The following is a 22,478-nucleotide window of genomic DNA, read 5'->3' on the forward strand; positions in this document are numbered from 1 at the left end:
CATCATTCGAAGGTTTCGCTATAACCCCTTCTATTTAGCTATCCGTTCTATTGGTCGGAGTTTCAATCATGACGACGCTATTCACTCAAACCCGGATCGGACCCTACGAACCGTCCCATCGCCTCGTGCTCGCACCGCTCACCCGTATGCGCGCCGGCCTGAACGACATCCCCGGCGACCTGATGGTCGAGTACTACAGCCAACGCGCAACCGACAGCGGCCTGGTGATTGCCGAGGCGACGCCGGTGTCGATTCGCGGCAACGGATATCAAGGCGCCCCGGGCATCTATGCCGACGAGCAAATTGCCGGCTGGAAACGCGTCACCGACGCGGTGCACGCAAAAAATGGCCGGATCTTCCTTCAGCTTTTTCACTCGGGACGTCAGTCTCATCGCGACCTTCAACCCGGCGGGGATGCCCCGCTCGCCCCATCGGCAGTAGCGTTCGAGGGGATGGCACACACGCGGCAAGGCTGGCTGCCCGCCTCGTCCCCGCGCGAAATGAGCCTCGATGAAATCAGGGTTGCAATCGACGAGTTCCGCCACGGTGCAGAACGTGCGCTAGCGGCGGGATTTGACGGCGTAGAAATCCACGGTGCGAACGGATACCTGGTCGATCAGTTCATTCAGGACGGTTCCAACCACCGCACCGATCTCTACGGCGGCTCGATCGCCAATCGCGTACGCTTCCTGCTCGAAGTGACTGAGGCCGCAGCTTCGGTATTTGGCGCGAATCGCGTGGGCGTTCGTCTGTCACCGTCGGGCTCGTTTGGCGGCATGTCCGATAGCGATCCGGTCGCCACCTTCAGTTACGCCGCCGCACAGTTGAACGCGCTTGGCCTGGCTTATCTGCACGTCATCGAACCGCGGGTCGTCGGCAGCCAGACGGTCGACGAAGGTGCGGCACCCGTTGCATCGCGAATGATGCGCAAGGTCTTTAGCGGCCCCATCATCGCTGCGGGAGGTTTCGATGCCGTCTCGGCGACAGCCGCCATTCAAGATAGCGACGCCGATCTGGTTGCCTTCGGTCGTCACTTTATTGCCAATCCCGACCTGCCGCATCGCGTGCGCCATAACCTGCCGCTCAATGAGTACAACCGCGACACGTTCTACGGCGGCGATCAACGCGGCTATACCGACTATCCCTTCGCGGAGAACGCGGCCACCGCCGTCTGATCGACATCCCTTGCCGGCCTCCGGCGGTGCTGCTTCGAGGCCTCCCGACGCCTGGCAGAAACCTCTGATGTGCTAACCAGCGCGGACTCATCCAAGCCGCCTCGCCACGCTGATGTGCCCACTGTGTACCACCGAGGCAAGGCCGAACCGCGACGTCATGTCCTCGACCGGTCCAACATATAGTCGTCTCGACGCTTCGGGCGAGGAAGGTGCGGCAGCGCTAGCGCTAACAGCTAATGCCTTCGTCGCGCCGAAACCCGGCGACCAGATGCTCGACGACTGCGCGGGCAGCGGCACGCGTCGCCCTTCCCATCGGAAAATAGGCGTGGACAGGGATGTCCGCGAGCTTCCAGTGGGCCAATAAGCGCACGAGCGCGCCGTCCATCAGTTCGCGTCGGCACGCCCACTCGCTCGTCGACGTAATCCCAAGACCGGCCGTCGCGGCGGCCACAGCGCCTTCGTTTTCGGTGGTCGTGAAATGGGCTCCAAGTTCGACGGCAACTTCATGCTGGCCGCCCGTGAAGCGCCACGCGGTTGGAACGACCGAGGCGGGGCCTGCGACGATGCGATGCTGCTTCAAATTCTCAGGACGATCGGGCACGCCATATAAATCGAGGTACGCGGGCGCTGCAACGATAACGCGAGGAACAGTCGCGATAAGCCGGGCCGTCGCGGTGGAATCAACCATCCGGCCGAGCCGGATGGCGACATCCACCGCGTCGCGAACCAGATCTTGCGGCTGATCGCCCAGCATCACCTCGACGCGCAGCTCCGGATGCGTTGCCATAAAAGCTGCGAGTGCCGGAATGACCTTGCGTGTCGCGACACTGCTTGGCATGCTCATCCGCAACATGCCGCGCAAGTCGCTCCCCTCGCGGACGCTCTGCTCCGCTTCGTCCAGAGCGACGAGAATCGGATCGATACGCGACAGGAATTGCGCCCCTGCGTCAGTCGGCACGACGGCGCGGGTCGTACGGTTCAGCAGGCGCGCACCAAGCTCGCTCTCCAGATCCGCGATCACCCGTGACGCCTGCGACTGCGACAGCCCGAATTCCCGCGCCGCTGCGGAAAAACTTCCGAGCCGCGCGACCCGGGTGTACAGGCGGAGGGAAAAAATGTCCTTCACGAAGTGGGCCCAAGGGCAAGTCCGTGGAGGACTCGCTAACCGATCCGCTCTTAGCGTCGCCTCGAACATCGGCGAGCACGTGGTCGAATTCATGAACGAGCGTTTCCTGCGGCGCGACCAATACGCCCTCGTCGCGGAGGGCGATCGGAGTGCCAACAGCGCGTTAGGGCCGGGTGTTCAAAAACAGCAGTGCATGCTGCACGAACAGTTCCGGGTATTGATAAAACGATCCATGATTCGAGTCCGGATACAGGATGAGCTGCGCATCGGGAATGTACTGCTGCATCGTGTAGGAATTGATCGTCGGCGCGATGACATCGTTATGCCCTTGCACGATCAGAGTCGGTTGACGGATGTCCTTAAGGTAATCAAGAACGCCGTCGAACTGCACTCCGTACTTTCCAAGCGCTTCGATCTGAGCCGGGCCGACCTTGTCGTTGACTTCGGGGTCCCGTCCGTCCTGACGCAAATGCTTGCGCTTCAGAAATTCGAGTCCCGCCGCCTGACTGGCCGCGGACGGGGTGAAGTGGACCGCAAGCCAGAGATGTTCAGCCGGCTCATAGCTTGCACTGAAAATTGCCGCTGCCGCCTCGGTCATCGGCGCAATGCCTTCTCCGCCGCGAGGGCCCGTACCAACCAATATCAGGCGGCGCACGAGCCCGGGAGCTTGCAGCGCAATCTCCTGCGCGACCATCCCGCCGATCGAGAAGCCCAATACGTCCACTTTGGTCAGATCGAGCGCCTGGATAAATGCGATGGCGTTAGCGCCCATTTCCTGAATCGTGGTGGGCACTTCGCCGGAACTGCTCGAGACACCCGCATTGTTGAACAGGATCACTTCCCGAGATGCCGCGAGACCGTCGATTACGGCGGGGTCCCAGTAATCCATTGTCCCGGTGTAATGCTGGTTGAAAACGAGAGGAAGGCCGCTGCCGGATTTTCCAAACCGCCGGTAGGCAAATCGGATGCCGTTGGTCTCAACGTACTGAGTGGGAGCGGTGTGGTGGGTATGAGTGGTCACAGTGTTCGTTCCATATTAGGGATGCACTAAGGATCGACGACGCCGGTTCCATACCGTGGCCGTCTTTGCCGCCTGGTAATTCAGAAACCGTTGTCGGGCAATTCAATGTACGCATTCCGGCGCGCGAATCGAAGGCGTGGAACCGCATATGGTTCATTCCAGATCCGAATCAATCCGATGCCTCTCCACCGCGCTGGGGTCCAGCGACTCACCGACGGAGCTGGATAGATGAATCGTCGCTGGTGACATTCTAGGAAGCGCGATGCGCCGGTTCCAGGCCTCTAGACGGTTTCTCAGCTTTTCTCAGGTGGCATCAGATTCGACCAAGGACCGGCTTTGTGGCGATCGCTAATTTAATCGGTACGGTCAATCTCCGCGGCCCGACAAGCGGTCCCATTCCATCTACCGGCGCGATTCCAGGTTGCGAAGTAGCAGCCTGTGCTTTTGGCCGACCTCGAAAAAGGATCTGAAAAATGGACCTGGTTGAGACTCAACTTCAGAGCAACCACCCTCTCCCAATGCCGCGCGCGCGCAGCTTCGGACCGAAGAGGATCGGCCGCTTTCGGTATCCGGGTGAGGACAAGGAATCCCTCGGTGATTTGGCGACAAAATCGCCGTCGACGGTTGCTCGCGCGCGGAACCCGGGCGCTATCCCTAATCTTGAAGACCCGTGGACGAGGATCGTTTCCGGGCTGTTGGCAACCAAAGGGTCCGCATCGGCCGCGAGGCGCGCCAGTGCGCTTACGCAGCGGCCGTGCCGTGCGGCGTCCGGATTGGGATCGGCGGCCCCGGCCGACCGCGATCATGACTTGCCATTGCCTCAGCAAAACGTACGGGTCAGTTTTGTCGAGCGATTTGGAGCCACGACAGTTTCGCTGACGTGGCACGACTCGACGCAGGCATGTTACGGCGAACAACGGTGGATAAGAAAGATCGCCAGATCGTCAGGACGCTGCGCCCTGACCGGCATGGCGGTCAATCGCGGCGACACCGTCTATAGCCCGGCAAGTCGCCCGGCGAATCGTCCCCTGAATTCAACACAGATGATCTTGTCGTCCACGCTCGAAGGCCTGGAGATCGAAAGCGTCGCTTCGTGTCCGGCCGACTTAGGCTGAGGCCCGGGCGTCGGCCATTAACCTGAACTCGCCGCTTCTGCGCTGACCGTCCGGCGATCTTCCTGACAAGCGAAGGCTAAGTCACGCGATCTCGTGATCTTCGACTCCGCACAAACTGCTTGTCTTCCTATGAGCGCAATTGCTGCGGGCCACAGCAGAGCGATTCGTTTCGACTCGCATTAACAATTCACCGAACGCCTTTATTGATCCCCGTTTGGAATGATTTATATCCCGGTTTCATGGCTTCTCGCAGCGACGCGAAATCGATAAATTGCGTTTTAACGAATCGGCATCTGCTGAACGTCTCGACTCTCACTTCACTTGAAAGGATAGATCATGGCTCACTTGTTCACGCCCAAAAAAGTCGGTGCATACACTCTGTCTCACCGCGTGGTCCTGGCACCGATGACGCGCCTGCGGACCATCCAGCCGGGCGACATTCCGAGTCCGATGATGGCCGATTTCTACGGCCAACGCGCCTCAGAAGGCGGTCTGGAGATTGTCGAAGGCGTCAGCATTTCGATCCCGGCACGCTCCTATCTCGGTGCCGCCAGCTTCTATCACGATGACCAGGTGGAAGGGTGGAAAGCGATCGCCGACGCCGCACATGCAAAAGGTGGCCGCATCTTCATGCAGTTGATTCATGGCGGACGTCAAAGCCACGTCGAAATGACGGGCGGCGTCGATCCGATCGCTCCGTCGGTGGTGCCGTTCGAAGGCGTCGCGCTCACGAAAGACGGGTTCGTGCCGGCGTCGCCGCATCGGGCCGTGGATATCGAAGAAATTCCGGGCATTGTCGAGGAGTTCCGGCTCGCCGCACAACGTGCACTGGATGCCGGATTTGACGGCGTCGAGTTGCACGGTGCGAATGGTTACCTCGTGGATCAGTTTATTCAGGACGGCACGAACAAGCGTACAGATGCTTATGGTGGATCGATCGAAAATCGCGTCCGGTTTCTGCGCGAGGCGGTCGAAGCGCTGATCTCGGTCTGGGGTGCGGACCGTGTCGGCGTGCGGATTTCTCCCTCGGGCGAATGGGGCGGTATTTCGGATAGCAACCCCGAAGCCACCTTTAGCTACGTCGCCAAAGTGCTGGACGAATACAAGATCGCATACCTGCACGTGATCGAACCGCGGATCAAGGGCGATGACACCTTGCATGAGGGACATCCGCCCGTTGCCGTCGCGTACCTTCGGCCTCACTTCAGCGGTCCCATCATTGCCGCCGGCGGTTTCGATGGCGCCAGCGCAGAAGCGATCGTCGCGTCGGGCAACGCGGATCTCGTAGCGTTCGGCCGGCACTTTTCGTCGAACCCGGACCTTCCGTACCGCCTGAAGCACGCCCTGCCGCTCACGCCTTACGTGCGCGCCGCGTTTTGGGGCGGCGACGAAAAGAACTACTCCGATTTCCCGGCATGGTCGGAGGTTGCGGAGACGGCGGCTACTGAATGAGTCGAGGGTTGCCGCTCCTCTTGACGCCTGCGTCAATCCCTTCCGGATTGCCGCAGGCGTCGATGCTTTTCTCGCGCACGCCACGACGTTACAACGCATCAAGTACGCCGCCAAAAAGTCTTCGCTCCTTGCGGCCGCAGGCGGACGCGAAGAACCAAACTGCGTGGCGCCGGTCGCACTGCCACCGCTCTCAGCTTTTCTCAGATCGCATCAGTCCCGCTCAAGGAAGTATGAGCCGTCGTTCGATAGTCTGACCTCTCCACATCTGCCCCGAAGACGATCGCCGGTCTGGCCGCTTCGCAAACGCAGCACTTCTTCTGCGTCCGCGAAGGGAATAGCGAATTCGCCACGCGATCCGGCGGTACCGATCAAACATCGACCGAACAACAGAACCGACCGAGGCCTGGGATGAACACTCGTACCACGCGCATGACAAGCGGCGTCATCCTCCTGCTTCTGGCGTGTGGTCTCGGCTGGATGGGCACGGCTCGTCTGAGATACGCCACACCGCTCTCGCCCGCCGAAGCCGCGGTGGAAAAAGCCCCTTCCGTGGAAGTCGATATCGCGACGGTGATCGCGCGGACGATCACCGACTACCAGGACTATTCAGGACGGCTCGCCGCGATCAGCAAGGTCGATATTCGCCCGCTCGTCTCGGGGACCATTGTTGCAGTCACCTTTCATGACGGTGACCTGGTCAAGAAAGGCGATCCTCTTTTTACGATCGACCCCCGTCCCTACGCGGCGGCAGTCGATCAGGCCACCGCACAACTCGCCGTCGCGCAAGCTCACGAGGGCTACACCGCGACAGACGCCGCCCGTGCTACACGTCTGCTGTCCGACAATGCCATCGCGAGGCGCGACTACGACCTTGCGCAGAATGCATCGCGCGAATCCCTCGCGGGCGTAAAGGCTGCACAGGCGGCGCTCGAGACGGCCCGCATCAATCTTTCCTATGCTCATATCGTCGCGCCGGTAAGCGGCCGCGTGTCCCGTGCTGAACTGACTATCGGCAACGTCGTATCGACCGGGGCAAACGCGCCTCTGCTCACGACACTCGTTTCCGTGTCGCCGATCTATGCCGAGTTCGATGCCGACGAACAAACCTATCTCCGCTATCTCGCCCATGACTCGAAAGGGAACGTGCCGGTGTTGCTCGGGCTTGCAAACGATGACGGATTTCCGCGCAAAGGTGTCATCTACTCCATCGACAACCGGCTGGACACGACGACCGGGACAATTCGGGTCCGCGCGCGTTTCGAAAACGACGACGGCGCCCTCGTTCCGGGGCTCTATGCGCGGGTTCAGGTCGGAGGCGGTGCGCCGCATCCGGCGATTCTGATCGACGATGCGGCAATCGGCACGGATCAGGACAAGAAGTTCGTCCTGATAGTCGATGCGAACAGCCGCGTCCATTACCGCGAAGTCGTGCTCGGCGAGCAACACGATGGTCTGCGCGTGATACGCACAGGGCTCGGCCCGGGCGACCGGATCGTGGTGAATGGCCTGCAACGCGTCCATCCCGAGGACGTCGTCAGCCTGAAGGTGGTGCCCATGTCGCAAGCAACACCAACTGCATCTCCTGCGCGAACCGCGTCCTAAGTTGCTCCGTCCCGGGCGTACTCCATGAACCTGTCCAAGTTTTTTATCGATCGCCCGATATTCGCGGGCGTATTGTCCATGCTCATCCTTCTCGGTGGGTTGATTTCGATATTCAAGCTACCCGTATCCGAATACCCCGAAGTCGTGCCGCCGTCGGTTGTAGTGCGCGCTCAGTATCCCGGCGCGAATCCGAAAGTCATCGCGGCCACCGTTGCCTCGCCACTCGAGGAACAGATCAACGGTGTCGAGAACATGCTGTACATGCAGTCGCAAGCAAACAGCGACGGCAACCTGACACTCACGATCACGTTCAAGCTCGGTACGGATGTCAACCTCGCGCAGCAGCTCGTGGAAAACCGCGTGTCGCAGGCGTTACCCCGATTGCCGGAAGAAGTGCAAAGGCTTGGCGTTACGACGATCAAGTCGTCGCCGACGCTCACGATGGTCGTCCATCTCGTATCGCCTAACGCCCGGTACGACATGAAGTATCTGCGCAACTACTCGGTCATCAACGTCAAGGATCGGCTCGAGCGCGTTCCTGGCGTCGGTGAAGTGGTTCTGAAGGGCTCCGGCGATTACTCGATGCGGATCTGGCTCGATCCGCAAAAAGTGGCCCAGCGAAACATGACGGCAACCGACGTCATCAATGCCATCCGCGAACAGAACGTACAGGTATCGGCCGGGCTGGTCGGGTCCTCGCCTTCTCTACCCGACGTTCCGTTGCAGTTAAGCGTGAATGCTCAGGGCCGGCTGCAAACGGTGGAGGAATTCCAGGACATCGTTCTTAAGGCCTCGCCGGATGGCGGCGTCACACACCTGCGCGATGTCGCTCGCGTCGAACTGGACGCAGCGGAGTATGCCGAGCGATCGCTGCTGGATAACAAGCAAGCCGTGGCAATGTGGATCTTCCAGCAGCCGGGCGCCAATTCCCTGCAGATTTCGGAAGCCGTGCGCAAGACGATGGACGAGTTGCGTCCCGACTTCCCTCCGGGTCTCGAAGATCACATCATCTACGATCCGACGCAGTTCGTACGCGCAAGCATTCACGCCGTCATTCATACGCTTCTTGAGGCCATTGCGCTGGTCGTCGTGGTCGTCATCATATTTCTCCAGACATGGCGTGCGTCGATCATTCCGCTCGTGGCCGTTCCTGTCTCGATCGTGGGCACGTTCACGTTTCTTCTCGCATTCGGCTTTTCGATCAACGCACTGTCCCTCTTCGGCATGGTGCTCGCAATCGGTATCGTGGTTGACGACGCGATCGTGGTCGTGGAAAACGTCGAGCGGAATATCGCGAGCGGGCTGTCGTCCAAAGAGGCCACCTATGAGGCGATGCGCGAGGTCAGTGGCCCGATCGTCGCAATCGCGTTGACGCTGGCTGCTGTGTTCGTCCCGCTCGCCTTCATGAGCGGCCTGACCGGTCAGTTCTACAAGCAGTTCGCCGTCACGATCGCGATCTCAACCATCATTTCCGCGTTCAACTCGCTGACCTTGTCTCCCGCGCTGGCCGCGCTCTTGTTGAAAGCGCACGACGACCCGAAAGACTGGCTCACGCGTGCCATGGATCGCGCCTTTGGCGGCTTCTTCAAACGCTTCAATTCGGTGTTTCATCGCGGATCGGTGGGATACAGCACGGGCGTCAAGAAAGTCCTCAAACGCAAGTCGCTCGTGATGGGACTTTACGTCGTGCTGCTGTGCTGCGCGGTCTTGATGATACGTGCCGTCCCAGGGGGATTCGTACCGGCACAGGACAAGGAATATCTGATTACGTTCGCGCAACTGCCCAATGGCGCATCGCTCGACCGGACTGAGCAGGTCATCCGCCAGATGGCGGATATTGCGCTCGCGACGCCGGGTGTCGAGGCTGCGGTTCAACACCCCGGTCTCTCGGTGAACGGTTTCACGAACTCGTCCAGTGCCGGCATCATGTTCCTGACACTAAAGCCTTTCGAAGAACGCGGCAGCAAGAGCCTGTCCGCGCATGAGATCGCAGGCCAGCTGGTTAAGAAATATAGCGCGATAAAAGGGGCCTACATCGGCGTGTTTCCTCCTCCGCCCGTGCTGGGTCTTGGGACGCTGGGCGGCTTCAAGATGCAGCTGGAAGACCGCGGCGCGCTGGGCTATGCAGCACTGGATGCAGCGACACAGGCCTTCATCAAGGCGGCATCGAAGACGCCCGAACTGGGCCCGACCTTTTCCAGCTATCAGATCAACGTGCCGCAACTGAACGTCGCACTCGATCGGGTCAAGGCCAAGCAACTGGGCGTCGCGGTCACCGACGTATTCCAGACCATGCAGATCTATCTTGGCTCGCTGTACGTCAACGATTTCAACCGCTTCGGGCGTGTCTATCAGGTGCGGGTTCAGGCCGATGCCCCTTTCCGCGCGCATGCCGCGGATATTGGTTTGCTGAAGACCCGGAACGCTGCCGGCGAAATGGTTCCGCTTTCATCGCTTGTCACTGTGACGCCCACTTATGGGCCGGACATGGTGGTCCGCTACAACGGTTACACGTCGGCGGACATCAACGGCGGCCCTGCACCGGGTTATTCGACCGACGAGGCGCAAGCCGCCGCCGAACGCATCGCAACGCAGGTCCTTCCGCGCGGTATCAAGTTCGAATGGACCGACATGACCTATCAGCAGATCCTCGCAGGCAACTCCGCTGTGCTGGTCTTTCCGGTTAGCGTCCTGCTCGTGTTTCTCGTGCTGTCCGCTCTGTATGAAAGTTTGGCTCTCCCGCTCGCGGTCATCATGATCGTGCCGATGAGCATTCTCTGCGCGCTGGTGGGCGTCTGGCTCACGGACGGCGACAACAATATCTTTACCCAGATCGGATTAATGGTGCTGGTCGGGCTGTCCGCCAAAAACGCAATTTTGATTGTGGAGTTCGCCCGCGAACTCGAACTGCAGGGATTTACGGTCGTCTGCGCGGCAATCGAAGCTAGCCGCCTGCGGCTGCGGCCGATCCTGATGACCTCTATCGCTTTCATCATGGGCGTGGTGCCTCTCATCACGTCCTTCGGAGCCGGCGCAGAGATGCGGCATGCAATGGGCGTGGCGGTATTTTTCGGCATGCTCGGTGTGACGCTTTTCGGATTGCTGCTGACGCCCGTGTTCTACGTGCTGCTGCGCATGCTGGCCGGCGGTCATCATCTCGTCGACAAGCACGGACACGTGCCCCAGATGCGCGGCGTCGACCGTGCTGCCGATCTGTGAGATTTGCCATGCCCACACGCTTCCCGTACAGGACGAACGTCATCCGGCGATCGCTCGCCTCGGTGTTGCTTTTGACCGCAGTCGTCGCCGTTGCCGGCTGCTCGCTTGCTCCTGCTTATGTGCGCCCCACACTGGACGTGCCGGTTGCGTTTAAGGAAGAGAACACACCGGACAAGACTGGTTCGTGGAAAATCGCGCAGCCCGCCGAACAGGCGCCGCGTGGCGCCTGGTGGAAAGTATTCTCCGACTCGACGCTCGACGATCTCGAACAGCAAGCCGCCGATGCCAATCAGGATCTCAAGTCGGCGGCGGCTCGGGTCCAGGAAGCGCGCGCGCTCAATCTGACAACCCGCTCTCAACGATTTCCGACCCTCGGCGCGGGATTCGGACCGACCTTGCAACGGCAATCACCCGCCTCCCAATTTCTACCCGACGATCGGGACGTTCCGCGACAGACGCTCTGGCGCGCTCAGGCTACCGCATCGTATGAAGTCGATTTGTTTGGTCGGGTTTCCGACTCAGTGCAGGCTTCCAACGCCAATACGGCGCAAAGCGAAGCGCTCTTTTCGTCGATGCGTCTCGCTTTACAAGCCGACGTTGCCGAAAACTACTTCAAACTCCGGGAACTGGACGCGGAGATGTCGGTGTACCAGGACACGGTTCGTTTACGGGAACAGACGCTCGATCTCGTTCAGCACCGTTACGAGGAAGGCGACATCAGTGAACTGGACGTAGCACGGGCAAAATCCGAACTTGCCACTGCCCGCTCGGACGAAATGACAGTCGAACGCCTGCGGGCTTCGTCTGAGCACGCGCTCGCCGTGTTGCTGGGGAAAACGCCCGCCGGGTTTTCGATGCAGGCTAACCCGCTCATACCGCTAACGGTCGATATACCGCCCGGGCTGCCCTCCTCGTTGCTCGAACGCAGGCCGGACGTTGCCGCAGCGGAGTATGCAATGCAGGCGGCCAACGCGCGCATCGGTGTCGCCAAATCCGCCTACTTCCCTTCTCTCCTGCTGACAGGCACGGCCGGATTCGAATCCGCGACGATCGGCGATCTCTTCAACTGGTCGACCCGCGCGTTTCTCCTTGGGCCGCTCGCCGGAACCGCGCTTACGATCCCGCTATTCGATGGAGGACGGCGCGAAGGAAATCTGAACAACGCACGCGCGGCTTACGATGAAAGTGTGTCCACGTACCGGCAGAAAGTATTGACAGCGTTTCGTGAGGTCGAGGACAGCCTCGCCGACCTGCGCATTCTCAAGGGACAAACCGGCACTCAGGCGGACGCCGTTCGCGCCTCGACTCGCGCCGCGCAACTCTCAAGGGTGCAATACTCGGACGGTGCGATCAATTATCTGGACGTGATCGATTCGCAGAGGACAGTCCTGCGCTCGCAGCTATCTCAAACGCAACTCTACGGTGTCCAGATCGTGGCGACCGTGCAGTTGATTCGCGCGTTGGGTGGCGGCTGGGGCGATCCCGCCGCGTTAAGCCAGACGCCGGAGTGATCTGACAAACCTGAAGAGCCAGCGTGCGCTCACGCTGCGCGTTGACGAGAATCGCTTCCGAGCAACTCGGGCGCGAACTCCGGCGCCAGACATTCTTCGACGAAAGCGGCAAAGTGCCTCGCCTTGCTGCTTGCCATGCGACCGGTCGGATACAGCGCGGACAACGCAATCGTCGGCAGCATCCAGTCGTCCATCACGGACACCACTTCGCCCGAGCGCAGTTCCGGCGAGAACGCCCATTCCGACGCCACGGCAAGCCCCATGTGCGAGAACACAGCAGCCCGGAGACCTTCCGTCGCTGAGATCGAAACCCGGCCTTCGAGCTTCACCGACTGCTCGATCGTGTCCTTGCCGAAAGTCCAGTGATCGCCGCCGCCCAGATCGCGCGTATAGATGACGGCGCGATGCGCAAGCAGCTCCGAGGGCGTCGTGGGCGTGCCGTGACGTGCGAAATAGTCCGGCGTAGCGAGCACCCGGCGCCGCGCCTCACCGATACGTCGCGCCGTCATATTCGAGTCCGCGAGATCACCCATGCGCAGTGCCAGGTCGATCCCCTCGCCCACGAGATCGATATTGCGATCGTCGAGAACGAGTTCGAGATCGAGCTCCGGATGTTTGTCGAGGAATTCCGGCAGGCGCGGCACGATGTGCAGGCGCGCGAAACACACAGCCGCCGAAACGCGAAGTTTGCCCGCCAGACCAGCGGCGGTTCCGCGTGCCGCAATGACCGCTTCGTCCGCCTCTTCGACAGCGCGTTTCGCCCGCACGTAAAAACTTTGCCCAGCTTCTGTCGCGGTCAACGAGCGCGTAGAGCGCAGCAAGAGCTTGACGCCCAGCCATTCCTCCAACTGGGCGACCGCTTTAGAGACGGCGGGTTGCCCGATATCGAAATGCCGTGCCGCCGCCGAGAATGAGCCCGTATCGACGACGCGGATGTAGATTTCAATCGCGGCGAGGCGGTCCATCGAGCTTCTCCCGTGAAATGGCGTTTAAACGCTTGACTGTTTCATCACCCTGCAGCACTTGTCCGAGAGAACACGGTGCCTGAGTGGAGATCTCTGGAGGTTACCTTATGCCGCACATGTCTGCATGTGCGGCGTACCTGTAACGTCAATTTCGTCCATGTTCTTTCGCATGGCGTCAAAGATCGCGGCCAAGCCGCCATTTGCCTGAAGAACTCCTTGCTGACCGCTCGCGCGCGGCGGTGCGCGCCTGCAATGCTTTCAACCCGCCCAGCAGGGCTTCGCTATCGAGATGATGCCGGTAGTCGGCATCGATGTGGGCGAGCACGATCACGCCTTCCTGATCGACGAGATAGGTGGCCGGAATCGGGACAAGAAAACTGTCCGGCCTCCGCGTCTTCGGCGGTACGTAGCCCAGTTCCAGATACCGCGGCCTGAGTTCGACGGGCAACTCGAACACGAGGCCGAACGTGCGCGCGACCAACATGTCGCGGTCGACCAGTTCGGGAATCGGCACCGAACCGCCCGGTTGCGGAATTCGGCCAGGCGGTGCAATCGCGAACGCGGACGCGCCAACGGCCACGATGCTCTCATAGGTCGCGGCCAGTTGCGCCAGACTTTCCTCGCCGAACGCGCACCATGCGCCCCGCAAAAAATTGAGTACCACGGGCCCTCTGCCGAGTGCCTGATCGAGCGAGACCGCGTTACCGTGGGTATCGGGCAGTTCGAACACAGGAACACGTTTGCCGGCGCGAAGGGCGTTCGAAACCGCGCTTGCGGCCGCCGTCATCGCCGTATTTGCTGCGCGATCGACGTCGAACTTCGACCCGGAAGATATTGGGCTCATCTCAACTCCCGAAATGTTACGTTGCCAGCGCCGCCATCGATGAAACTGCCGCGCGTTGCGCAATGGATTCAAATGTAGGGTTTTAAGCAACGCTCAGATAGATACCTTCAGGGATAGGGATCATTCCAAAACTGGATCAGTGCATTCGCGCGGTGCTCCGGCTCACGCGTTGCGAGCGCGGGCGGGAGCGGCAGCAGCAAGAAGGAGCTGATCGCGGCGGTCGATATTTCCGCTGATCCACGTCAACGCGAGCGCAAGGAGCACCACGCTCGCGCCGACCCACGGCGTGTGCGTCAGCCCGAGATGGCTGACCACGATTCCACCGGTCCACGCTCCCCCGGCGACGCCGAGATTGAACGCCGCGATGTTCATCCCCGAAGCGACGTTCACTGAGTGCGGAGCGAAGCGCTCAGCCTGCTTCACGACATACACCTGCAGTGCAGGCACATTGCCGAACGCGACGCCGCCCCATGCGAGAACAACGGCAATCACGAGCACCTTGTTCGTCGCGACAAACCCCAGCAACAGCAGCACGACAGCCAGCACGGCAAAGATCAGCTTGAGCGCCGTCACGGGTCCGTGGGTATCGGCGAGCTTTCCTCCGAACATGTTGCCCGCCGCGACCGACGCGCCGTAAAGCAGAAGCACGATGCCGACCGCCGACGGGCTGAAGCCCGCGGTCTGCTCGAGGATCGGGGCAAGATAAGTGAATGCGATCAGCGATCCGCCGTAGCCTACGATCGTCATGGCGAAGACGAGCAAGAGTCGCGGTTGCAGGAATAACTCCGCCTGTTTTTTGATCGATGCAGGCGCGACGTGCTCGATATTGCGAGGCACGAAGAGAAGCGCGCTCGCCATCGCCACGAGTCCAAAGAGCGAGACGACGAGAAAGGTCACCCGCCAACCGAAATGCTGCCCGACAAAGGTCCCCAATGGGACACCGGTGACGAACGCCACCGTGAGTCCGCTGAACATGGTCGCAATCGCCCGACCCGACTTCTCCTTGGGAACGACGCTCGTCGCGATGATCGAACCCACCGAGAAGAACACGCCATGCGCGAATCCGCTCAGGATGCGGGCAAGCACCAGCGTTCCGTATCCCGGCGCCCACCATGCCAGCAGGTTCGCCGCCGTGAAAAGTGCCATCAGCGACACCAACAGTGTCTTGCGCTTCATGCGGCCTGTCGCCGCTGTCAGAACCGGAGCGCCGATAGCCACGCCCAGCGCATAGAAGCTCACGAGCAGGCCAGCAGAGGGCAACGTGACGCCGAGATCGCCGGCGATCGTCGGAAGCAGCCCGACGATCACGAACTCGGTCGTTCCAATGGCGAATGCGCCGATGGTCAATGCGAGAAGAGCAAGTGGCATGATGCGACTCCAAGGAAATGCGGATGAGCGGGCTCGATGCTCAGACGGCGACCCGGCGGCCTGGCTTGAATGCGTGTGCGCGTGCGTACCACGCAGCAAAGAGCGCTGTGAGCAGCAAGGCGAGAAGAACCCAGGCCATCGGGCCGACACCGGTCGTGTCGAGCAGAATGCCGCCCAGAAGGCCACCACCGGCGATGGCCGCGTTCCACACGGTGACGATCATCGACTGCGCGGTGTCGGCGCCGTCGCCGGCAGAATCTGCGGAAGCGGTTTGCAACAACGTCGCGGCACCGCCGAACGTGAGTCCCCAGATCGCCACGGCGAGATACACGACCACGGGCAAAGTGCCGTCGATACCCAGCGCAGCGGCCGCCGCCGCAAACGCTCCAAGGCTGGCAAGAACCAGTGCCCTCAACCACCGGTCGACCAGAACGCCGGTGATCCAGATCCCCGCAATCGCGGTCAGTCCGAACACGAGCAGGACGAGATCGACGTGCTGGGTCAGATGGGCCAGCGCGAGAAACGGTGCGATATAGGTGTAAAGGATGTTGTGCGCCAGCATCCAGGCAAGGATCACAAAGAGCACCGGGCGCACGCCGGGCGTTGCAAAAACCTTACCGATGCCCGGACCTTCGCCTGCCGGCTGACCCGACAGCCGGGGCGCCTTCCAGACGACCCACACCATGAGAACGACCGTCAGCACCGACATCACGATAAAAGCCGCGCGCCAGTTCAGGAGGTCACCGAGCCACGTCCCCGCAGGCACGCCGAGCGCAAGCGCGACAGGCGTGCCGACGAGTGCGATCGCCATCGCCCGGCCTTGCAGATGCGCGGGCGCCATGCGCCGTGCGTATCCGGGTACGAGCCCCCACGTGATTCCGGCTGCCACACCCGCCATGAAGCGCGCGATCAGTGTCAGCCAGAACCACGGAGAGAACGCAGTGATGGTGTTGAACGCGAGAAAGCCGACAATCGCGATGAGCAATACCGAGCGGCGTGGCCAGCTTCGCGTCGCTGCGGTGACCGGAATGGCCGCTGCAACGGAGCCGAGCGCATAGAGCGTGACGAGTTGCCCCGCCCAGGATTCAGGCACCGAGAGACTATGGCTGATTTGCGGCAACAAGCCCGCGGGCAAGGTCTCGGTTACGATGGCTACGAAGCCCGTCATGGCTAACGCAAGCAAGCCGGCTATGGGCAATGTCGCCGCTTGCGCGGACTGTCCGCGAGACACTGGAACGGAAGACAACTGTGTCGACATGTTCGACTCCTCGAAGCGCTAAAGCGCGTTGCGGTATGCAGCGCGCCGCGTCGAGGTGAACTCTATGCGCCGACCTCTCGTCGAAATAGAGGCGAAACTGGATAGGCTTCATTCCAGAGCAGTGGCAAGAAGTTGAGAAGCAGATGAATATTCGTGCATCGATGTATCGCTCAGTCATCCCGGTTCGGAATAAACCCTATCCCGTCTTCGGCATTTACTTCTGGTCGCGCAAACCATAACCTTGGTTGTCAGGCCCGCTCGCACGAAGCAGAGCGCCAACCACGGCCAGAGGATCATCAAATGGACATGTTCAATCTGTCGGGCAAGGTGGCGCTGGTAAGCGGCGCCACCAAAGGCATGGGACTGGCGATCGCCGAAGCGCTCGGTCACGCGGGAGCGACGCTGGTGATATCAGGGAGGTCCGAACAGAAGGTCGCAGAGGCCGAGGCTCGCCTCTCAGGTCTGGGTTTCCGAACCCGTGGCCTGTTGATGGATCTGAATCGTCACGAAAGCGTCGAGACGTTTGCGCGCGCAGCGAAAGACGCATTTGGCGGTATCGATATTCTGGTCCTGAACGCCGCGGCAAACACACCGAATGGCCCGATGATCGGACGTACCGAAAAAGAGTTCGACGACGTCATGGCAACCAATGTGAAGCGCAACCTCACGTTGATCAACGCCTTGACTCAGGACATGATCGACCGGCGGGACGGATCGATTATCTTCATGTCGAGTCGGGTCGCCAAACGCGGAACCGCGCAACTCGGGCTTTACGCCGTCGCGAAGGCCGCGACTGACCAATATGTGCGGAACCTGGCAATCGAGCTCGGGCCGTTCAATGTGAACGTGAACTCGATTTGCCCGGGGCCTGTGAGAACTGAATTTTCACGCGTATTGTGGGAAGACCCCGCCCGCGAGGCTCGAATTGCAGCGGCTACGCCAATGCAACGGATGGCCGAACCCGGAGATGTCGCGGGACTTGCGCTCCTGCTGGCGTCGTCGGCAGGTCGCTTCATCCACGGACAGAACATCAGCGTTGATGGCGGCATGACAGCGTGAAGGGAGAAGTCCCCTGATCAGGCCTTGCCCCGTTCCATCTGCCGGACTAGCGTCCAGCAGCCAATTCCGATCATTCAAGGAGAGCACTATGTCGACAACCACAGCATCCGGCGCGGGCAAAACTGTGAAGATCCCCGGCCCTGACCATCCGATTTCAATCGAGCGAAATGCCAAACGTGTCGTTGTGACGGTGGCCGGCGAAATCATCGCCGATTCCACTGACGCGTTGACCCTTCGGGAAGCCAATTATCCGCCGGTGTCTTACGTTCCGAGAAAAGACGTCGACATGGCGAAGCTCGAGCGAACCACGCACGCCAGCTACTGCCCTTACAAGGGCGACGCCGCGTACTTCTCCGTTTCCGTGGGCGGAGAACGCGCGGTCAATGCAGTGTGGACTTACGAGTCGCCCTATTCAGCGGTCGCTCAAATCAAGGACCATGTGGCGTTTTATACCGACCGCGTCGATTCGATCGAAGAACGTTCCTGATGTTCGCCGCACGGCACCTGCCGTGCGGCAATAAACCTTCGCTCGCTTGACGCGTAGGACGTCATCACAGCGGGAAGCTGTCTCCAAACATCGGCAACCCACTTATGGATTGAGCCTGTGTTACCTCGTCCTGCAAGACATCCCAGTGCTCGGCGAGTTTCCCATCGGCAAAACGCACGATGTCCGCAGCAATCCAGGCCGCCGGACGCCCGCTCCCAGAAAACCGCCCGTGGGCTATCACGTACTCGCCCTCGGCTACGATCAGTTGATTTTCGTATCGCAACGTTTCAGGCAAGGTCCGGATGAGGTCGAAGAGTCCGTCGCGTCCCGGCGCAATATGAGCACTGTGCTGAATGTAGTCTTCAGACCAGAACGTCTCGGCCGCGGCATAGTCGCGGCGATTGAACAGTGTGTCGAATGCTTCGAGTAGAAGCGCCTTGTTTTGCTCAGGGGTTGTCTTCACGATTCGTCTCCTGTGGCTTTCATCAGAACTGGACGTTTAAAGATCGCCTGTCAGGAACTGCGCACGTCCACGGCCGAAACTCCAGTCTTCGTCGTCGTTCGTTGTGAATGTCACGACGACGTCATCGGAGCTTACGCCACATGTCTCCTGTAGCGCCTCGCAGACGTCCCGATAGAACTCGACCTTCGCCTGCTGCGTGCGCGGTCGCGTGATAACGTGAATGAGCAGGACCTTTTCAGATCGACTTATCCCCAGCCCCGTATCTTCGACAACAAAGTGCGACGGATCACGCTCATGGACGATCTGATACCTGTCACGCACCGGCACTTTGAACGTCGACACCACGACGCGATGAATCGCGTCGAGCGTCTGGCGGATCTCGTCGCCCTCTCGGCCTTTGACCATATAAACATGCACTAACGGCACAGGAAACTCCTTAGAATGCCAGCACCGACGAAGGCAGGTTTATCCTTCATCGTTCGCCGGTCCGTGAATCTGCCAGGAGGCTGAATATCGCGAACTCTCCGCCGGTACTTAGCCAATGTTGTTCCACTGCCCATCCCGACGACCGCGCAAGTTCCGCGAAGGAATGCGGGGTGAATTTGTGCGAGCTTTCCGTATGGATGCTTTCTCCGCATTTGAATGCGAACGCGCGGCCGGCTACCGTCACAATCTGGTCGCGGTGACTGACAAGATGCATTTCGATACGGCTTAGCGCCTCGTTCCATACCGCCGCGTGGTCAAATTCCTCGACCACGAAGTCGCCTCGCAACTCGCGGTTGATCCGTACCAGAAGATTTTTGTTGAAGGCTGCGGTCACGCCCTGCGCATCATCGTACGCGGCGATCAACGCATCCCGGCTCTTGATCAGATCGACGCCGATGATGAAGCGCGAAGCCGCGCCCAACAACTCCCTCGCGGTGTTGAGAAATTGAATCGCCTCCGCGCGTGAGAAGTTGCCGATGGTGGACCCGGGGAAAAATCCCACGCGCGTCCCTTGGGCCTGGGCGACCGGCAGTTTGAACCTCGCGGTAAAGTCGGCGACCACGGGCTCCACGCGCAAGCGTGGATAGGCCGTCGATAACTTCGCAACGGCCTCGTCGAGCGCGGAGCGACTGATGTCCACCGGGACGTAGGTGTCGATCTGCTCTGCCGCGTCCAGCAGGTATCTGGTTTTATCGCTTGCGCCGCTGCCAAACTCGACCAGCACGCGGCTATCGTGGATGGTGTCGGCGATCGCGGTTGCGATACGACGAAGCAACTCATTCTCGACACGGGTCACGTAGTACTCTGGAACGCGACAGATTGCCTCGAAGAGTTGCGAGCCGCGCTCGTCGTAGAAGTATTTTGGCGATGTGTTCTTGCGGCTGTTCGACAGCCCATCGATTACAGATTTGCGAAACGCTTCGCTTTGCTGGCCGGTTTTGTGAAGCGATTGTGTGTCGCGAGCCAGTCTGAGGCCTGAGAAAATCCAGCGCTGCGACGGATAGAAAAAGTTTCGATACGACAACCGGGTGTGATGAGCCGCTGTGACCTGCGCTCCGCCTCTCAACACCATTTGACCGACCATGAACTTACCGTTGTATTCGCCAACCGCATCGTCACTGGCGTGGAATCCTGGGTAGGCCGCGTAAGCGGTCTTGGTCCACTGCCAGACTTCTGTGTCTACTTGAGAGAGGAGCCCCGCGCTTGCGGCGATTTCCCACTCGTGCTCGGTAGGCAGGCGCGCTCCCGCCCAGTTAGCAAACGCTGCTGCTTCGTAATAGCTGATGTGCGCGACCGGCTCGTCCGGATCGATCGTTCGTAATCCGGCTAGCGTCATCGAAAACCACGCGTTGTCGTCGGCGGATCGTTGCCAGTACATCGGGGCTTGCCACTGCTGCTGCTGCGCAAGTGCCCACCCCTCTGAGAACCAGAGATTCGGGCGAGAATAACCGCCGTCCTGCATGAATTCGATCCACTCGCCATTGGTCACGAGTTGGTCGCTGATCTCGAAGGGTTCCAGCCACACCTTATGTCGAGGCCCTTCGTTATCGAATGAGAAATGAGGCCCGGTCACGCCGACTTCTCGTAACCCGCCGGGATGGTGGACGAACCGGACGTCCCGACTGTGCTTGAGCCGGCGCCAATCGGAACGAAACGCCGGCTTCAACGGCGATTGTGCGAACAGATGCAAAACGTCAGTTAGCAATAGCTCCTGGTGCTGCTGCTCGTGCGCGATACCCAGCAGTACGATTGGCGCGATAGCATCGATTGCGTCCGTGGCGAACAGCTTTTCCATCTGGAGATCGATGCTCTTGCGGTAAGCATCGATTTCCCGGCTCGTCGGCCTTGTCAAAAGACCACGCCGGGACCGCGGCTGGCGAGGGCCGACCGCTTCGTAGTAGGAGTTGAAAAGATAGGCGAACTGCTCGTCGTACACGCGATAGTTCTTCGCGTGCGGCACCAGCACAAACGTCTCGAAGAACCAGCTCGTGTGCGCGAGATGCCAGTTTACCGGACTCGCGTCGGGCATCGACTGCACGACCCGGTCCTCCGGCTCAAGAGTTCGAACCAGCGCGTCGGTATGAGCCCGAACGCGCGAATAAGCTGCAGCAAGCGTTTCGCTTGCCTGTTCCCCGAATGCTGGCGGGTGCGTCAGCCATTCAAGAACGGGTTCGTCCTTTGCAATGCTTTGGTAGCTCATGAGCAGATTCCGGATGCTGTGTTTGTTCTTGTTCTCTAGCGAAAATCAGGGCCGCGGCGAATCGCACTCGTGCACGGGGCGGGGCCGGCATGCCCCGTCCCGTCCCGTACCGTCGTGGCTTGAGCGCGCTTCAAACCGTCACGACCACCTTGCCGAACTGCCCGTTGTTTTCCAGATAGCGGTGTACGTCGACCATGTCGTCGAACGCGAACGTACGATCGATCACGGGCTTCAACGCGCCGCTCGCCAGACCCGCGGTGACATATTCGACAGCCGCCTTGCGACGCGTAGCGTCGCCGCTGGTCAGCCAGATGTTGTGGCCTTTGATCGTCGGCATCTTCGCGATCATCGCGAGCACCGGCATGGGTGTTTCGCCTTCTGCTAACGCACCGTATATGTACACGGTGCCCTGAAAAGCCAGCGCGTCGATCAGCTTGGGGAAGCCCGGGCCGCCTATCGGGTCGAAAGCGACTCGCGCGCCGTTTCCTTCGGTAATTCGCATGACCTCGGCGACCATGTCCTGTTCATTCGTCGCGATGACATGGACTGCGCCCGCGGCAAGCAGTTGTTCCTTCTTCGCGGACGTACGGGTCAGTGCAATCGGCGTGGCGCCCGCATATCGTGCAATCTGGATTGCAGCCAACCCCACGCTGCTCGACGCAGCCGGGATGAGAACAAAGTCGCCTTTGCTGACTTTGGCGTCTTCGATCAACGCGCCGTAGGCCGTGATAAACATCATCCAGACGGAAGCGGCCTCTTCATACGAGAGTGTCTTCGGGTGCTTTACCACCGCGAAATCCGGAAGGTTGACGACTTCGCCGTAGGTGAAATACTGGTTCATTGAAAACGACGGAATCACGCTCACGTCGTCGCCTGCGGAAATACCCTTCACGTCGGCACCAACCGCATCGACCACACCGGCTGCTTCATAGCCAAGTCCGGCCGGGAACTTCACCGGCTCGATGTAGATGTCGGTTCGCCACATGGACTCCGCGCGGTTGATTCCGATCGCCTTCACTTTGATCCGGACTTCGTTGGGGCCGGGCTGGCTTTCTGCCGCCTCGACGAATTCGAGGACCTCGGGGCCGCCCGCCTTGGCAAACTGGATATTGCGCGTCATCTGATTC

The 22,478-nt window shown here is 60.4% G+C and carries 18 protein-coding genes and 1 pseudogene; 8 read left to right on the plus strand and 11 right to left on the minus strand.

Annotated features, from left to right (window positions below; genetic code table 11):
• Positions 1 to 68 precede the first annotated feature (68 nt).
• The gene (locus AC3D25_RS18405) at positions 69 to 1,175 is read left to right on the plus strand and encodes an alkene reductase (RefSeq protein ID WP_488889900.1); all 1,107 of its coding nucleotides are present in this window, start codon (positions 69 to 71) and stop codon (positions 1,173 to 1,175) included.
• Between the two features lie 226 nt (positions 1,176 to 1,401).
• Here AC3D25_RS18405 and AC3D25_RS18410 read toward each other — a convergent pair whose 3' ends face one another.
• The gene (locus AC3D25_RS18410; RefSeq protein ID WP_488889901.1) at positions 1,402 to 2,394 is read right to left on the minus strand and encodes a LysR family transcriptional regulator; all 993 of its coding nucleotides are present in this window, start codon (positions 2,392 to 2,394) and stop codon (positions 1,402 to 1,404) included.
• Positions 2,395 to 2,464: 70 nt separating this feature from the next.
• Positions 2,465 to 3,322, minus strand: coding sequence for an alpha/beta fold hydrolase (locus AC3D25_RS18415; protein WP_488889902.1), 858 nt, complete (start codon positions 3,320 to 3,322; stop codon positions 2,465 to 2,467).
• A gap of 473 nt (positions 3,323 to 3,795) precedes the next feature.
• Between AC3D25_RS18415 and AC3D25_RS18420 the strand changes: the two genes are divergently transcribed.
• The 5 genes from AC3D25_RS18420 (at position 3,796) to AC3D25_RS18440 (ending at position 12,221) form a co-directional block, all read left to right on the plus strand.
• Positions 3,796 to 4,437 carry a DUF3331 domain-containing protein gene (locus AC3D25_RS18420; protein ID WP_488889903.1) on the plus strand — a complete coding sequence of 214 codons (642 nt, stop codon included), beginning with the start codon at positions 3,796 to 3,798 and terminating at the stop codon, positions 4,435 to 4,437.
• A 336-nt stretch (positions 4,438 to 4,773) separates the two neighbouring features.
• Entirely contained in the window at positions 4,774 to 5,889 is a 1,116-nt protein-coding gene (locus AC3D25_RS18425; protein ID WP_488889904.1) for an alkene reductase, read from the plus strand.
• Between the two features lie 408 nt (positions 5,890 to 6,297).
• Positions 6,298 to 7,491, plus strand: coding sequence for an efflux RND transporter periplasmic adaptor subunit (locus AC3D25_RS18430; protein WP_488889905.1), 1,194 nt, complete (start codon positions 6,298 to 6,300; stop codon positions 7,489 to 7,491).
• A 24-nt stretch (positions 7,492 to 7,515) separates the two neighbouring features.
• The gene (locus AC3D25_RS18435; RefSeq protein ID WP_488889906.1) at positions 7,516 to 10,710 is read left to right on the plus strand and encodes an efflux RND transporter permease subunit; all 3,195 of its coding nucleotides are present in this window, start codon (positions 7,516 to 7,518) and stop codon (positions 10,708 to 10,710) included.
• An 8-nt stretch (positions 10,711 to 10,718) separates the two neighbouring features.
• Entirely contained in the window at positions 10,719 to 12,221 is a 1,503-nt protein-coding gene (locus AC3D25_RS18440; RefSeq protein WP_488889907.1) for an efflux transporter outer membrane subunit, read from the plus strand.
• A gap of 29 nt (positions 12,222 to 12,250) precedes the next feature.
• Here the strand turns inward: AC3D25_RS18440 and AC3D25_RS18445 are convergent, their stop codons facing one another.
• The 4 genes from AC3D25_RS18445 to AC3D25_RS18460 all read right to left on the minus strand — a co-directional run bounded on the left by AC3D25_RS18445 (position 12,251) and on the right by AC3D25_RS18460 (position 16,656).
• On the minus strand, positions 12,251 to 13,186 hold the full coding sequence (locus tag AC3D25_RS18445; RefSeq protein ID WP_488889908.1) for a LysR family transcriptional regulator: 936 nt from the start codon (positions 13,184 to 13,186) through the stop codon (positions 12,251 to 12,253).
• Positions 13,187 to 13,361: 175 nt separating this feature from the next.
• On the minus strand, positions 13,362 to 14,030 hold the full coding sequence (locus AC3D25_RS18450; protein ID WP_488889909.1) for a peroxiredoxin-like family protein: 669 nt from the start codon (positions 14,028 to 14,030) through the stop codon (positions 13,362 to 13,364).
• A 162-nt stretch (positions 14,031 to 14,192) separates the two neighbouring features.
• A complete protein-coding gene (locus tag AC3D25_RS18455; RefSeq protein WP_488889910.1) occupies positions 14,193 to 15,398 on the minus strand; it encodes an MFS transporter in 1,206 nt (401 codons plus the stop codon).
• Between the two features lie 40 nt (positions 15,399 to 15,438).
• The gene (locus AC3D25_RS18460) at positions 15,439 to 16,656 is read right to left on the minus strand and encodes an MFS transporter (protein WP_488889911.1); all 1,218 of its coding nucleotides are present in this window, start codon (positions 16,654 to 16,656) and stop codon (positions 15,439 to 15,441) included.
• A 300-nt stretch (positions 16,657 to 16,956) separates the two neighbouring features.
• Here AC3D25_RS18460 and AC3D25_RS18465 point away from each other — a divergent pair, with 300 nt between their 5' ends.
• Together AC3D25_RS18465 and AC3D25_RS18470 are read left to right on the plus strand one after the other, a co-directional pair.
• A complete protein-coding gene (locus AC3D25_RS18465; RefSeq protein ID WP_488889912.1) occupies positions 16,957 to 17,715 on the plus strand; it encodes an SDR family NAD(P)-dependent oxidoreductase in 759 nt (252 codons plus the stop codon).
• A gap of 88 nt (positions 17,716 to 17,803) precedes the next feature.
• Positions 17,804 to 18,202, plus strand: coding sequence for a DUF427 domain-containing protein (locus AC3D25_RS18470; RefSeq protein ID WP_488889913.1), 399 nt, complete (start codon positions 17,804 to 17,806; stop codon positions 18,200 to 18,202).
• 64 nt (positions 18,203 to 18,266) lie between these two features.
• On the opposite strand, the gene AC3D25_RS18475 is transcribed toward AC3D25_RS18470, so the two are convergent.
• The 5 genes and pseudogenes from AC3D25_RS18475 to AC3D25_RS18495 all read right to left on the minus strand — a co-directional run bounded on the left by AC3D25_RS18475 (position 18,267) and on the right by AC3D25_RS18495 (position 22,471).
• The gene (locus tag AC3D25_RS18475; protein ID WP_488889914.1) at positions 18,267 to 18,665 is read right to left on the minus strand and encodes a nuclear transport factor 2 family protein; all 399 of its coding nucleotides are present in this window, start codon (positions 18,663 to 18,665) and stop codon (positions 18,267 to 18,269) included.
• A 36-nt stretch (positions 18,666 to 18,701) separates the two neighbouring features.
• Positions 18,702 to 19,091, minus strand: coding sequence for a tautomerase family protein (locus tag AC3D25_RS18480; RefSeq protein WP_488889915.1), 390 nt, complete (start codon positions 19,089 to 19,091; stop codon positions 18,702 to 18,704).
• Positions 19,092 to 19,137: 46 nt separating this feature from the next.
• Complete coding sequence (egtD, locus tag AC3D25_RS18485; RefSeq protein WP_488890459.1) at positions 19,138 to 20,118, minus strand: L-histidine N(alpha)-methyltransferase; 981 nt, start codon at positions 20,116 to 20,118, stop codon at positions 19,138 to 19,140.
• Positions 20,107 to 21,306 (minus strand): annotated as a pseudogene (egtB, locus tag AC3D25_RS18490) (ergothioneine biosynthesis protein EgtB); the annotation flags it as partial. The gene egtD and the pseudogene egtB, both read right to left, overlap by 12 nt.
• A gap of 175 nt (positions 21,307 to 21,481) precedes the next feature.
• A complete protein-coding gene (locus AC3D25_RS18495; protein WP_488889916.1) occupies positions 21,482 to 22,471 on the minus strand; it encodes a zinc-dependent alcohol dehydrogenase family protein in 990 nt (329 codons plus the stop codon).
• Between the last annotated feature and the right edge of the window lie 7 nt (positions 22,472 to 22,478).

Source organism: Caballeronia sp. SL1002, assembly GCF_057814995.1.

Coding starts and splice junctions, on each gene's coding strand:
- AC3D25_RS18405 (WP_488889900.1), top strand. CDS start 69: ATGACGACGCTATTCACTCAAACCCGGATCGGACCCTACGAACCGTCC.
- AC3D25_RS18410 (WP_488889901.1), bottom strand. CDS start 2,394: ATGAATTCGACCACGTGCTCGCCGATGTTCGAGGCGACGCTAAGAGCG.
- AC3D25_RS18420 (WP_488889903.1), top strand. CDS start 3,796: ATGGACCTGGTTGAGACTCAACTTCAGAGCAACCACCCTCTCCCAATG.
- AC3D25_RS18425 (WP_488889904.1), top strand. CDS start 4,774: ATGGCTCACTTGTTCACGCCCAAAAAAGTCGGTGCATACACTCTGTCT.
- AC3D25_RS18430 (WP_488889905.1), top strand. CDS start 6,298: ATGAACACTCGTACCACGCGCATGACAAGCGGCGTCATCCTCCTGCTT.
- AC3D25_RS18435 (WP_488889906.1), top strand. CDS start 7,516: ATGAACCTGTCCAAGTTTTTTATCGATCGCCCGATATTCGCGGGCGTA.
- AC3D25_RS18440 (WP_488889907.1), top strand. CDS start 10,719: ATGCCCACACGCTTCCCGTACAGGACGAACGTCATCCGGCGATCGCTC.
- AC3D25_RS18445 (WP_488889908.1), bottom strand. CDS start 13,186: ATGGACCGCCTCGCCGCGATTGAAATCTACATCCGCGTCGTCGATACG.
- AC3D25_RS18450 (WP_488889909.1), bottom strand. CDS start 14,030: ATGAGCCCAATATCTTCCGGGTCGAAGTTCGACGTCGATCGCGCAGCA.
- AC3D25_RS18455 (WP_488889910.1), bottom strand. CDS start 15,398: ATGCCACTTGCTCTTCTCGCATTGACCATCGGCGCATTCGCCATTGGA.
- AC3D25_RS18460 (WP_488889911.1), bottom strand. CDS start 16,656: ATGTCGACACAGTTGTCTTCCGTTCCAGTGTCTCGCGGACAGTCCGCG.
- AC3D25_RS18465 (WP_488889912.1), top strand. CDS start 16,957: ATGGACATGTTCAATCTGTCGGGCAAGGTGGCGCTGGTAAGCGGCGCC.
- AC3D25_RS18470 (WP_488889913.1), top strand. CDS start 17,804: ATGTCGACAACCACAGCATCCGGCGCGGGCAAAACTGTGAAGATCCCC.
- AC3D25_RS18495 (WP_488889916.1), bottom strand. CDS start 22,471: ATGACGCGCAATATCCAGTTTGCCAAGGCGGGCGGCCCCGAGGTCCTC.